Annotated in this window: 13 protein-coding genes and 1 other RNA gene; 6 read left to right on the plus strand and 8 right to left on the minus strand. The window is 31.8% G+C overall.

All coding sequences use genetic code 11. From position 1 onward, the window contains the following. The 3 genes from ABXT64_RS02535 to typA form a co-directional block, all read right to left on the minus strand. On the minus strand, positions 1–1,383 hold the full coding sequence (locus tag ABXT64_RS02535) for a class I SAM-dependent methyltransferase (RefSeq protein ID WP_443633818.1): 1,383 nt from the start codon (positions 1,381–1,383) through the stop codon (positions 1–3). Further along, positions 1,367–1,567 (minus strand): hypothetical protein, encoded by a 201-nt coding sequence (locus tag ABXT64_RS02540; RefSeq protein WP_443633819.1) that lies wholly within the window; start codon positions 1,565–1,567, stop codon positions 1,367–1,369. The genes ABXT64_RS02535 and ABXT64_RS02540 overlap by 17 nt, the downstream gene beginning before the upstream one ends. 339 nt (positions 1,568–1,906) lie before the next feature. Beyond that, positions 1,907–3,700 carry a translational GTPase TypA gene (gene typA, locus ABXT64_RS02545; RefSeq protein WP_443633820.1) on the minus strand — a complete coding sequence of 598 codons (1,794 nt, stop codon included), beginning with the start codon at positions 3,698–3,700 and terminating at the stop codon, positions 1,907–1,909. Between the two features lie 262 nt (positions 3,701–3,962). Here typA and kdsA point away from each other — a divergent pair, with 262 nt between their 5' ends. Further along, positions 3,963–4,781 (plus strand): 3-deoxy-8-phosphooctulonate synthase, encoded by an 819-nt coding sequence (gene kdsA / locus ABXT64_RS02550; RefSeq protein ID WP_443633821.1) that lies wholly within the window; start codon positions 3,963–3,965, stop codon positions 4,779–4,781. On the opposite strand, the gene ABXT64_RS02555 is transcribed toward kdsA, so the two are convergent. Further along, positions 4,778–5,125, minus strand: a complete 348-nt coding sequence (locus tag ABXT64_RS02555) for a DUF1801 domain-containing protein (protein WP_443633822.1) — start codon at positions 5,123–5,125, stop codon at positions 4,778–4,780. The two genes, kdsA and ABXT64_RS02555, sit on opposite strands and share 4 nt — an antisense overlap. A gap of 381 nt (positions 5,126–5,506) precedes the next feature. On the opposite strand from ABXT64_RS02555, the gene ABXT64_RS02560 reads away from it, so the two are divergent. Together ABXT64_RS02560 and ABXT64_RS02565 are read left to right on the plus strand one after the other, a co-directional pair. Then, on the plus strand, positions 5,507–5,827 hold the full coding sequence (locus tag ABXT64_RS02560; RefSeq protein WP_443633823.1) for a hypothetical protein: 321 nt from the start codon (positions 5,507–5,509) through the stop codon (positions 5,825–5,827). Between the two features lie 384 nt (positions 5,828–6,211). Next, the gene (locus ABXT64_RS02565) at positions 6,212–6,460 is read left to right on the plus strand and encodes a hypothetical protein (protein ID WP_443633824.1); all 249 of its coding nucleotides are present in this window, start codon (positions 6,212–6,214) and stop codon (positions 6,458–6,460) included. Here the strand turns inward: ABXT64_RS02565 and ABXT64_RS02570 are convergent. Next, positions 6,457–7,668, minus strand: coding sequence for an NAD(P)-dependent oxidoreductase (locus ABXT64_RS02570; RefSeq protein WP_443634904.1), 1,212 nt, complete (start codon positions 7,666–7,668; stop codon positions 6,457–6,459). The two genes, ABXT64_RS02565 and ABXT64_RS02570, sit on opposite strands and share 4 nt — an antisense overlap. A 114-nt stretch (positions 7,669–7,782) precedes the next feature. Here ABXT64_RS02570 and ssrA point away from each other — a divergent pair. Both ssrA and ABXT64_RS02580 read left to right on the plus strand, forming a co-directional pair. Then, positions 7,783–8,183, plus strand: a transfer-messenger RNA (tmRNA) gene (gene ssrA / locus ABXT64_RS02575). A 453-nt stretch (positions 8,184–8,636) separates the two neighbouring features. After that, positions 8,637–10,130, plus strand: coding sequence for a YfcC family protein (locus ABXT64_RS02580; RefSeq protein ID WP_443633825.1), 1,494 nt, complete (start codon positions 8,637–8,639; stop codon positions 10,128–10,130). 67 nt (positions 10,131–10,197) lie between these two features. Here ABXT64_RS02580 and ABXT64_RS02585 read toward each other — a convergent pair whose 3' ends face one another. The 3 genes from ABXT64_RS02585 to ABXT64_RS02595 form a co-directional block, all read right to left on the minus strand. Next, positions 10,198–10,605 (minus strand): rhodanese-like domain-containing protein, encoded by a 408-nt coding sequence (locus ABXT64_RS02585; protein ID WP_443633826.1) that lies wholly within the window; start codon positions 10,603–10,605, stop codon positions 10,198–10,200. A 94-nt stretch (positions 10,606–10,699) separates the two neighbouring features. Continuing rightward, positions 10,700–11,326, minus strand: a complete 627-nt coding sequence (locus ABXT64_RS02590) for a thioredoxin family protein (RefSeq protein WP_443633827.1) — start codon at positions 11,324–11,326, stop codon at positions 10,700–10,702. Position 11,327: 1 nt separating this feature from the next. Next, positions 11,328–11,876, minus strand: coding sequence for a TlpA disulfide reductase family protein (locus tag ABXT64_RS02595; protein ID WP_443633828.1), 549 nt, complete (start codon positions 11,874–11,876; stop codon positions 11,328–11,330). 135 nt (positions 11,877–12,011) lie between these two features. Between ABXT64_RS02595 and ABXT64_RS02600 the strand changes: the two genes are divergently transcribed. Next, a complete protein-coding gene (locus tag ABXT64_RS02600) occupies positions 12,012–12,467 on the plus strand; it encodes a MarR family winged helix-turn-helix transcriptional regulator (protein ID WP_443633829.1) in 456 nt (151 codons plus the stop codon). Positions 12,468–12,475: the final 8 nt, after the last annotated feature.

Here is a 12,475-nt window from a genome sequence, read left to right on the forward strand (position 1 = left end):
TTACTTTCTCTTATAAAGATACATAATACGATTTGTACCTTCTAGCCTTGTCTTTTTCTCAAGTGTAAAATAAGTTCCAAACCCATCTTCAAAATTTTCCTCATTATAAAAATCGAAATGATTGATAAATTCTCTTTTTCTAACTAAAAGAGATTCGACCCAAGAATCTTCTCTTTTTGGAAATTCAATCAATAAATAATTTGAAAATGAAGCAAAAAAGGAAGCAGATTTTTCAAAAGGAACATTACCAGAAAGGGTAATATGATGAATTAATGCTAGCGCTAGAGTTACGTCTGGAGCAAATTCTTTTAAGCGTACAATTAACGAGTTACGTTCGGTATTATCGAAGCCAATTCCAGGAGCAGGTTGCAATACATCACATACAAACGGGAGCATATTCTCTTCCTTGTTCTTTTGAACCTGAAGGTAGTTATAATCTACTGCGTTACTATCAATATCTGTTACTAAGACATTGGGGATTTCTGGAAGTACAGTTCTGGCAAAAGTTCCATCATTACCTCCAATATCGATTAATGATTTAGGCCGCAAAGGCAATACCCAATCTTTTATCAATTCTTTTTTATTTGAAAAAGCATCCGAATCATAATTTGTTTTAGCGTAGTAATCACCCCATTCGGTTGTTTGACGTATCTCCAGTTTTTTAATATAATTATATAAACTTTCTACTATATTCTCTTGTGCTTTTTTTGAAAGTTTAGCTATTTTTGTTTCCCCTTTATAATCATCATTATGTTTACTTTCCATTTTAGCTAATAAATGGATATTGGGATATAAAACAGAACTCAATTTTGTTCTAGTTGGCAACAAAGATGAAATTAGACTCACTGGTATTCCATCAATATGAGTTTGCATCATTTTAAAGATCTCTGTGCCATGATATTTCACTAAAGCCAATGGTCCTAAAAAATGAGTTATAAATTGTTTATAGGCCCTCCAGGGCGTGTTCTCTTCATAAAAATCGAAAGATAGCGTATCAATAAAAATAGGTTTTCCTTTATGAAAAGTTACATTATACGCAGAAGCATCTTTTAATATAAATCCTTTAGAAAGTGCAAATTTCTGAATTTTTAATGTTAATAATGCAGCTTGTTTGTATTGTTCAAAACTCCATTCATAAGGGTTTGTAATAAACGGAATTTTTTCAGGAGTAATAATAATTTCATCGTCAGAAATCGAAGTTTCTGTATGAGAAATCAATAATTCGTTTTTAATTAACGTAGCAAAAAAACCACTTTCTGTAAGCTTCTTATATTGAGGAAAGTAAATAGGCTGAATGGATCTACGCAAGGTATCACCATCATAAAACATATAACCTGAAGGGTCTCTAAATGAGGCTTCGTGAATATTATTTTTTTTCGTCATCAGATTCGGTATCATTTTCATCAATATCTATCGAATCATACCCATCCTCTTTTGTCTTAAAACCTAATAAGGTTTTTATTTTATACATGGTAAGTTTAGAAAAAAGTAAAATACCTGCAGCAACTGCAACGACTGCTTGAACTATCATCGCACCTAGGCCTGGATCAAAATATAAGAAATTCATATATATAATTAATGATGTTATTTTAAAAACTAAACAAATAAACGAAAAATCGAGTGACTTTTGCTATGAATTTCTAAAATCTATTTAGAAATTCATAGCCTATTTATTTTTTATTATTTCGAAATAAATAATATATGTTAATACCAAAAATTGCAACGTTAGTTATTACTATTGGCCAAGAAATTTGAAGCATAACTCCATAAATAATAAATACAAAACAACCGATTGTATTTACAATTCTTAATCTCCTTACTTCTTTCATTAAAAAAGAAACAAGTACAAGAAAAGAAGCTAAATATCCAACAAGCTCCGTTAGAGGTAATCCAAATACTTCCAATACTAAAATTTATTTCTTTTTCTATCTACTTCTTTTAAATAGATTTTACGTAAACGAATGTGCTTAGGAGTTACCTCAACATACTCATCTTTCTGGATATATTCTAAGGCTTCTTCTAAAGAAAACTTAATAGCAGGAACAATCTTCGCTTTATCATCTGCACCAGAAGAACGAACATTACTCATTTTTTTAGTTTTAGTAACATTCACAACCATATCATCTCTACGGGTGTTTTCTCCAATTACTTGTCCTTCGTAAATAGATTCACCAGGATTAACGAAAAAGCTTCCGCGATCCTGTAATTTATCGATCGAATAAGGAATTGCACTACCATTATCCATAGAAACTAATGAACCATTTAACCGTTCTGGAATACCTCCTTTTAAAGGCTGATATTCTAAAAATCTGTGGGTCATAATTGCTTCACCTGCAGTTGCAGTTAACAATTGATTACGTAGCCCTATGATACCTCTTGAAGGAACGATAAAAGTACAAATCATACGTTCTCCTTTGGCTTCCATGCTTTGCATTTCACCTTTTCTAATTGTTACCATATCAATCGCTCTACCACTTACTGATTCTGGTAAATCGATTGTTAATTCTTCAACAGGCTCACATTTTTTACCATCAATTTCTTTAATGATTACTTGTGGCTGTCCTATTTGTAGTTCATATCCTTCTCTACGCATGGTTTCAATTAAAACTGAAAGATGTAATACACCACGTCCAAAGACCATGAATTTATCTGCACTATTTGTAGTTTCAACACGTAAAGCTAAGTTCTTTTCAAGCTCTTTTGCTAAACGTTCTCTAATATGACGAGAGGTTACAAACTTTCCATCTTTTCCGAAGAAAGGAGAATCGTTAATTGTAAATAACATACTCATCGTAGGCTCATCGATTGCTATGGTTGCTAATCCTTCAGGATTTTCAACATCACAAACAGAATCACCAATTTCAAATCCTTCTAATCCAACTAAAGCACAAATATCTCCTGCTTTTACTTCTGCAACTTTTTTACGTCCAAGACCTTCAAAAGTATGAAGTTCTTTAATTTTAGACTTTACGATACTTCCATCTCTCTTCACCAATGCAATTTGCATATTTTCTTTAAGTACTCCTCTATGTAAACGTCCTATAGCGATACGACCTGTAAAAGAAGAAAAATCTAAAGAAGTAATTAACATTTGCACATTTCCTTCTTCAGCTTTAAATAAAGGAATATGTTCTAATACCATATCTAATAATGGTTCAACATTATCAGTTTCATCTTTCCAATCATCACTCATCCAGTTATTCTTTGCCGAACCATATACGGTTGGAAAATCTAACTGCCATTCCTCTGCTCCTAATTCATACATTAAATCGAATACAGCTTCATGCACCTCATCTGGAGTACAATTTTCTTTATCTACCTTATTTACAACTACACAAGGTTTTAATCCTAATGAAATTGCTTTTTGTAATACAAAACGAGTTTGTGGCATTGGTCCTTCAAAAGCATCTACCAATAATAACACACCATCTGCCATGTTCAATACACGTTCTACTTCACCACCAAAATCGGCGTGACCAGGAGTATCAATAATATTAATTTTAGTGCCTTTATACACAACAGAAACGTTTTTAGAAGTAATTGTAATACCTCTTTCACGTTCTAAATCATTATTATCTAAAATAAGATCACCCGTATGTTCATTTTCACGAAATAAACTACAGTGATGCATAATTTTATCGACCAAGGTTGTTTTTCCGTGATCTACGTGTGCTATAATTGCTATGTTTTTAATATCCATAAGATTGCTCCTTTTAAGGCGGTGCAAAATTAGTGTTTATTTATGAATATTTAGCCTATTTCTATTTTTATGTTATTTGGGCGTTCCTTGTTGACTTAGGTCAATAAGGTCGGGCTATACGCTATATCTCTATTTTACAAAAAATAGAGGATGCCGCTGCTGTCCCTAACGCTGATTTATAGAAAAAAGATAAAAATTCATAAATACATAAAATCATTAAAGAATAAAGGTTTTAATTATCTTTGCACTTTAAATAAAAACTATGAATCTCAATTTAATTCCGAATATAAAACACACGAAGTCAAATAATTTCTTTTTGTTAGCTGGACCTTGTGCAATTGAAGGAGAAGAAATGGCAATGCAGATTGCTGAAAAAATCCTAAAAATTACGGATGCATTAGAGATTCCTTTTATTTTTAAAGGAAGTTTTAAAAAAGCCAATCGCAGTAGAATCGATAGTTTTACAGGAATAGGAGATGAGAAAGCACTACAAATTCTAAAAAAAGTTTCAGAAAGATTTAATGTTCCTACAGTTACCGATATTCATGAGGTAAGCGATGCAGCCCTTGCAGCGCAATATGTAGATGTATTACAAATTCCAGCTTTTTTAGTGAGACAAACCGACCTTGTAGTTGCAGCTGCAAATACTGGAAAAGTAGTTAATTTAAAAAAAGGTCAATTTATGAGCCCTGAAAGCATGCAACATGCAGTTCAAAAAGTTTTAGATTGCGGAAACCAACAAGTGACTATTACCGACAGAGGAACCATGTTTGGCTACCAAGATATGATTGTTGATTATCGCGGTATTCCAACGATGCAACAATATGCCCCAACGATATTAGATATTACACATAGTCTTCAACAACCCAATCAAACCAGTGGTGTTACAGGTGGAAGACCCGATATGATAGGAACACTTGCTCGGGCAGGAGTTGCTGTTGGTGTGGATGGTCTTTTTCTTGAAACACATTTTGACCCCTCAAAGGCAAAGAGTGATGGAGCTAATATGTTAGACATACAATATTTAGAAAAACTTTTAACAGATTTAGTCGCTATTAGAAAAACGATTACCAGCCTTTAATATAATTGCTTTACTTCATTTAAAAGTTCTATGAGGACTATCTCATCAATTTCATCTATAGATTGGTATCTCAAAGATCCCATTACTTTTCTTTTTTCAGTCACCAAATGCTCTTTGTGTATTGTTATTTGATTGGCTCGCACAAAACAGAGATCAACATAATTTATTTTATGACTAGCATTTAAAAAACAAAACGGACGTTTTTTATAGTAATAAAACGGAATTCGATACTTATAAAGTAATTCTATTTCTGGAAGTGTAGATTCAACTAAAATCTGAAGATCTAATAATATAGAACGATAAGGCTCAGGTTGGTTAATAATGTAATCTTCGGCAGGATTCATAATGGCAAGATAGAAAAAGTGATAAAAAGAAAAGAGCTGTTATCAAGAAACAGCTCTTTTCCAATAATTGCTTTATTAACTCCCCAATTAATTAGGCTCTGTAAATATGCGAATAAGTACATTTTATAACAATAGGAAAAACCACTTTTTTGGATAGGGTTTTTCCTATTTAATATTTGCAGCTTAAAGTTTTATTAATGAATTCAAAACCTACCAAAGGAATTTGTCATATAATGCGCTTCTAATAATAGTTATTAGATTGTTTAAATTCCTATTTAAAAAGAAATAAAAGCATAAAATAAACAATGAAAAAAAATCTATTATTTTATTCAAAACCATTACACATGGAATGGAGATTATAGTATTTTTAATGGTACCAACGTGAAAGACGCTTTTGAAAAAAAGTCGGGTAGCATTGCTGAAATAAATCTATCATTAATTAATGCATTAGAAGCAGCAGATTTAGACGCAAAAATCGTGTTACATTCTACTCGTGAAAATGGATTACCTACCAAAGCCTATCCCATAATAACAGACTTCAATTATTTGTTGGCATTAGTTACGATAGGAGATGAAAAAATTATTTTAGATGCTTCAGAAAAATTTGCTCCCTTCAGAATTTTGCCTTTTAGAACCTTAAATAAAGAAGTGAGAGTAATGGATTATAAAAAGGGTAGTTATTGGTTACCTATAGAACCCTAAGCTAAAAACGTAGATTATATTAATGCGCAAATTACCTTTAATGATGATGAATCTATTATAGGAACTATTAATGAAGTTCATATCGGTTATAAAGCAGTTGCAAGTAGAGAATCAAATTATAATAAATCTAATAATGATTTGATTTTAGCAAAAGAAAACAATTAAACAGACCTAGAAGTTACTGAATATAGTTCTGAAAATGTAAATGATCTAGCAACACCTTATAAAGAAAAATACACCATCGTATTTGATCCTGAGATCACTGGATCCAATATTTATATTAATCCATTTATTTTTCAAAGTAGTGTATTAGAAAATCCATTTAAGAATGAAAAAAGACAATATCCTATAAATTTTGGATACCCTTCTTCAAACACTTACTTATTGAAAATTGATTTAAACAATCAGTGCCAAGTAGAACAGCTACCCACAAGTAAATCTATTAAACTTCCTGAAGGCATCGGATCATGTAAAGTCGCTTATTCTGAAACAAACGGAAGTATTAATGTACGTTTCAATTATAAATTAAACAAGTACAGCTTTAGCACAGATTATTATGAAACTTTAAAAGATTTTTTCTCTAAAGTAATAGCCTTTCAAACCAAAGAAACCATAGTGATAAAAAAGATTTAATCTTTACCTTCTATATAATCTTGTAAATATGAAAATCGTTCGGTAAGTTTTCCTTCCGAAGTAGTCATTCTAGCACGAGCTAGTATCCCATCCTTATCGTCATTAAAAAAAGCAGGCATCACAGACTTCAAAAACATAGACCCAAACCCTTCTGAAGCATCTTTAGGAAGCTCACAAGGCAAATTATCTACTGCCATAACTGTGATGGCACCTTTAGCATTAAATTCAGTTTCATTTTCAGAAATAGGATCATAGCCATAAAAAGGATCCGCAATAGTTGAAGCACGTAAGGTACTTGCTACAGGACCATCCACATCGCAAGAAATATCTGCGATTAGATTAATTTTAAACTCGGGATGTCTTGCATCTTCTCTAGTAAATAAATAAGGAGCATCATTCCCGTAGAAATGACCCGCAATAAAGAAATCACTCACTTTAGCATAGGGCATAAAATTACTTTCATATCCCTTTGGGTCTTTATAAAACGCTGCTTTATTCCCTGCCTTACCATCTTTTCGACGGTTGTATTCCATAACATCAATGAGGCAATAAACGGGTTCAGTAAAAGTAGAAGTTAGATATACAGTATCACTTACTTCATTAATTTGAAGGTAATCTAATATTTCTTTTGCTCCCATAGCAACTTTTCCTGTACCTGATAAAATTATTTTTAAATCACTTGGAAGTGTAATTTTATCCAATTCTAACTTCACCTCATTTAGATCTTGGAGTGTTTCTACTTTTGGCATTTCATAAAGTCCATCTCTCAAGCCTAAGGCTCTAAATCCGTTATAAGCACCTACTAATCCTGCATAACGACCAAAACCGATTAACCGAGCATTGTTCTCTTTTACGATAGTTTCATGATCAAAAAATTCAATTTTATTTTTTAAAATTGCTTGTAATAATTTTCGATTATAGGGTTGTTTTTTAATAGTATGACTGAAAAAGAAATATTTTTTATTCGGAATTAAAGCTTCAACAGGCACTTCTTTAACGCCTATCATTACATCTACTTCACTAAGATCTTCTTGTACTGAAATACGCCAATCTTTATACGTCTGATCTTGAAAGACACGTACATCTGAAGGTTCAACCACAATACTAGCGTCACGATACCGATCAAGTAATTCAGCACACTTCTCGGGTGAAAAAACGACACGTCTGTCCGGTGGATTTTTACGTTCTTTGATTAAAGCAATCTTTATAGGCATTTGGAATGAAATTTGTTATTTAAAATAGGACAGCAAAGATACATTTTATATTATATCTTTGCCTCCCGATAAAAATCGGGAATTTTAGAATTGTTCATTGAAAATAATGGGGCCGACTGGTTTTGACAGCGGGTCTAATGGTAATGTAAGCATGTCGAGCGCTGGGATACAGCTCGTAAATATCATATTTCAAATTTTTTCAAACGGCGAGAATAACTACGCCCTAGCTGCATAATCCGAATCACAGTAGGATAATGCCTCGGCCTACTAGGTAGGCAAGCAGGAAGTCTCTCGATGGCCTTGGTTTGCGGCAATCGACATAGAGACTTCGTAAAAGTAAACCTAGCTTGTGTAGTACTTTGATGCACCTGCGAAACTCAATTAAAGATAAGCTGTAACTTGGTAGTTTTCGACCGGGAAGCAGACGAAAATTTAAATGAAAACTAAACATGTAGAAGGCATTATTATTGCTTGTTTGGACGGGAGTTCGACTCTCCCCGGCTCCACGACACTCGCAGCTAGCTCTGCGGATTAAATATAAAAAATCTGCCAAGTTTTCTTGAGCAGATTTTTTTGTTTTAAGACGTTTGCTCCGTCAGGAATAACTAGATGCATTTACAACATTGGAAAGATGAGATCTATACTCTTCCCGGCTCCACAAATAACCCTGTAATATATTGTTATTACAGGGTTTATTTTTTTGGGTGTCAGAAGTGTGTTTTTTACAGACTATAATTTGATTTAATTAGAACTTTCTACAATCTCAATTTCTTCTTTTGTTGACCCATACAACTCATATACCATAGCATCAATTTCTTTGCACCACTTTATTTATACCACTTTATTTGTACCATTTTGTTCTAATATATTAAAATACATAGTATAAAATCAATTGGCTTTATCTAAATAACTTATTTTATATTCGTTGTTTATTATTTTGATTATTTATAATTATTCTGAAAATGAAAAAAATTAAATTCCCTACCGCACAAACCATTTTATTTATTATTGCGGCGCTTGTCGCTTTATTAACTTGGCTTGTTCCCGCAGGTAAATACGATACGCTTTCCTATAATAAAACTGAAAAAACCTTTACAGCGACAAGCCAAGAAAACAGCAAAACCCTAGCTGCAACACAGGCAACTTTAGATGATTTAGGAATAAAAATACCTGTTGAAAAATTCACCAATGGTGACATCTGGAAACCAATTAGTATACCTGAAACTTATAAAAAATTAGAAGCTCAACCACAAGGTATCGTAGCTTTTTTAAAATCTCCCATCAAGGGTATTGTAGAAAGTGCCGATATTATTTTTTTAGTGTTAATTATTGGTGGGCTTATAGGAATTATGAATACTACAGGTGCTTTTAATGCTGGAATTTCTTGGTTAGCTATCACCCTAAAAGGAAGAGAATATTTATTAATCATTTTTGTTACTTTATTAATTGCTATTGGTGGAACTACTTTTGGTTTAGCAGAAGAAACCATCGCCTTCTACCCTATTCTAATACCAATTTTTCTAGCTGCAAAATATGATGCAATGGTTGCCCTAGCATCTATTTATATAGGTTCTTCCATAGGCACCATGTGTTCTACAACAAATCCTTTTAGCACTATTATTGCTTCAGATGCATCTGGGATAAATTGGACCACTGGTATTGAATTAAGAATAGTCGTTCTTGCGCTAGGAACCCTAATTTGTATTCTATACATCTTGAGGTATGCGAAACGAGTAAAAGCGGATCCTTCAAAATCGATTATATATGATCAAAAGGAAGAAATTGAAAAAATGTTTGGAAACTCAATCGATTCTAATAGTACACTCACAGGAAGACTACGTTTAATCTTATTCATTTTTACCGCATGTTTTATCATAATGATTTATGGAGTTTCTATGCTTGATTGGTGGTTTTTAGAAATGACTACTGTGTTTTTAGTAGGAGCTATCCTTATCGGGTTTATTGCAAAAATTAAAGAATATACTTTTGTAGATACTTTTGTAAAAGGGGCTAGTGACTTATTAGGTGTTGCTCTAATTATAGGAATTGCTCGAGGAGTTTCAGTTATTATGAACGATGGTTTAATTAGCGATACCATGCTTTATTATGCAAGTAATCTAACTGAAGGAATGAATAAAGGAATTTTTGCCAATGCCATGATGCTAATCTATGCTGGCTTGTCATTTTTTGTACCCTCTTCTTCAGGTATGGCTGTATTAACGATGCCAATTATGTCTCCATTAGCTGACACTGTCGGAATAGGAAGAGAGATTATCGTTAATGCTTATAATTATGGCTTAGGACTGTTTGCATTTATTAACCCAACTGGGCTAATTCTTGCATCGCTAGCAGTAGTTAAAGTTGGCTATAATAAATGGTTGAAGTTTGTAATGCCTTTAGTGATTATTTTACTGATTTTCACCATGGTAATGCTTACCATATCTGTACATATCTAATGTTAAACTTTAAAAAATATCCAAACAAAAGATCAATAGATAATTAAATAGAATGCTTTAAAACCGGCTACTCAACCATTAGGTTTTTATCTTTCCAAGAAGTAATTCCGCCTTCCATATCGTATACTTTTTTGAATCCCATTTTTTTAAGAATTTTTGCAGCTCTGGCACTTCTCCCACCCATTTTACAATACAGGTAAACAGGCTTTTCTTTATCTAATGTTTTAATTTTTTCTTTAAAATCATTATTGGTCACACAAATATTTTGAGCTCCTTTTAAATGACTGTCTGAAAATTCTTCACTAGTTCTAACATCGACTATTTGTACAGAGTCTTCGCCATATATAGCTTCATATACCTGTTGTGGTGAAATGAGTTCAATTTCACTTACTTGAGTAGGATTTTTTGAAGATTCGTTACAAGATTGAAAAGCAAATAAACTAAGGCAAACGATGATTAATAGTATCTTTTTCATAGTGTTAAATATATCACAAAAACAGAAATGTTTAATAAATAGACGCTAAAAATCAAGAATTGTTACAATTATGTATTTTTATTCTAAAAAAATATTACACTTTAACAGAACAGCCTATCGCTTTTGTCTTTTTAATTGAAACTTCTTTTCCTGCTAATAATTCATTAATTGCGTTTGCTAAAAATCGATCTTTTACTGCAGATGCATTTCGAACATTATCATCTATTGCACCAATATATTTAACTATATTCTTTCCTTTTTCTTTCTGAATTAAATATACATGAGGAGTTTTTGTAGCACCAAATTGAGCATATACACTATTGCTATCATCGTATAAATAAGGAAAAGTAAATTTTTTCTCTTTTGCCTTTTCTTGCATCAATTCAAAAGTGTCATCAGGTTGAACTTTCGGATTGTTTGGGTTTATTGCGATAACAGGATATCCCTTCGATTTAAACTCAGCATTTAAATCATTTAATCGATCTTCACTAGCAACAGCATAAGGGCAAGTATTACAAGTAAAAATAACTATAAAACCAAGTGCAGTGTCGTAATCTGAAAACGAAACCATGGTTCCATCCACATTTTTTAAATTCACATCTGTAACCTCATCTCCAATGTCATACCCTTTAATTGGATTTTCAATTAATATAAAACTACTTAACATAAAAACCATGGTAAGTATTAAAAATGTAAGGGGCAATATTTTTTTTGTATTCATATTATTGATTTAGGATGTTAAGTATTTCAGTGTCTAATTCTTCAAAGGTAAAAGAACGCTCAAAGAAGTTTCTATGTTCGTTTTTATAAATTAGCGTTGCTGGTATAGCTCCTTCCCATTCATCACTTACTTTCGGAATCCAAGTATTTACATCATCATCATTCAAAAGTATTACTTCAGATTTTAACCCTCTTTTTTTTACAAAAGGGATTAAAGTACTTTGAAGTTTTTTAGGAAAATCTAAACTTACCAAAACTACTTTTACTTTTTGATTTGCATAAGTTTCAGTGATTTTTTCAAAATAAGGCAATTCTTTTATACAAGGTTTACACCAGGTTGCCCAGAAATTAATAACATACGTTGTATCGTTCTTCTTATTGAAATATGGTTCTAATTCTGAAAAATTTAAAGAAGGGATTTCACTTGAAGATTCTTGAGCAGTAATTGTTTCATTTGCTCCAATATCATTTTTTTCTTGACTAGTTTCCGAAGAAGAATTAATACAAGATTGAAACAATACGAGGAGGAGTAAAAGGGAAATTTTATTCATATTTTAAATATAAATCATTCCAATCAAAACATGATATAGTTTAACAATTGATTAATAAATTAATATTATGTTAAATAATATTAATATGCCAATATTAAGCGTACATTTGTACCTACAATTGTTGTAATTACAATTATGAATATAGAATCTGAAATTAAGAGCACCATAGCACTAGATATTAACACAAAAACTGTGATTAATATACTATTTACTTCAAAGTATATTGAAGAGTCTTTTCTTTCAGTTTTAAAACCTTTTGACTTATCCTCACAGCAATATAATGTACTTAGGATTTTAAGAGGTCAAAAAGGCAAGCCTGCTAACTTATGCACCCTTCAAGAGAGAATGATTGATAAAAGCAGTAATACGACTCGATTAGTAGACAAGCTAATTCAAAAAAAATTAGCAAGTCGCCAAATTTGCGAAGCTAATAGAAGAAAGGTTGAAATATTTATCACAGAAAAAGGATTAGAATTATTAAATAAATTAGATCCAATCACCAAACAAAAAAACAAAGAAATTTTAAATCATTTAAATCAAAATGAATTAGAAGTTTTAAATTCATCACTAGACACAATAAGAACAATTTAATATCAATA

The sequence above is a fragment of the Candidatus Marifrigoribacter sp. Uisw_064 genome (assembly GCF_047730175.1).
In the GTDB taxonomy this organism is placed as follows: domain Bacteria; phylum Bacteroidota; class Bacteroidia; order Flavobacteriales; family Flavobacteriaceae; genus Marifrigoribacter.

Excerpts from the sequence above, each read along its gene's own strand:
- ABXT64_RS02540 (WP_443633819.1), bottom strand. The coding sequence starts at position 1,567 with ATGAATTTCTTATATTTTGATCCAGGCCTAGGTGCGATGATAGTTCAA.
- typA (WP_443633820.1), bottom strand. The coding sequence starts at position 3,700 with ATGGATATTAAAAACATAGCAATTATAGCACACGTAGATCACGGAAAA.
- ABXT64_RS02555 (WP_443633822.1), bottom strand. The coding sequence starts at position 5,125 with ATGAATCCTGCCGAAGATTACATTATTAACCAACCTGAGCCTTATCGT.
- ABXT64_RS02535 (WP_443633818.1), bottom strand. The coding sequence starts at position 1,383 with ATGACGAAAAAAAATAATATTCACGAAGCCTCATTTAGAGACCCTTCA.
- kdsA (WP_443633821.1), top strand. The coding sequence starts at position 3,963 with ATGAATCTCAATTTAATTCCGAATATAAAACACACGAAGTCAAATAAT.
- ABXT64_RS02585 (WP_443633826.1), bottom strand. The coding sequence starts at position 10,605 with ATGAAAAAGATACTATTAATCATCGTTTGCCTTAGTTTATTTGCTTTT.
- ABXT64_RS02580 (WP_443633825.1), top strand. The coding sequence starts at position 8,637 with ATGAAAAAAATTAAATTCCCTACCGCACAAACCATTTTATTTATTATT.
- ABXT64_RS02590 (WP_443633827.1), bottom strand. The coding sequence starts at position 11,326 with ATGAATACAAAAAAAATATTGCCCCTTACATTTTTAATACTTACCATG.
- ABXT64_RS02600 (WP_443633829.1), top strand. The coding sequence starts at position 12,012 with ATGAATATAGAATCTGAAATTAAGAGCACCATAGCACTAGATATTAAC.
- ABXT64_RS02595 (WP_443633828.1), bottom strand. The coding sequence starts at position 11,876 with ATGAATAAAATTTCCCTTTTACTCCTCCTCGTATTGTTTCAATCTTGT.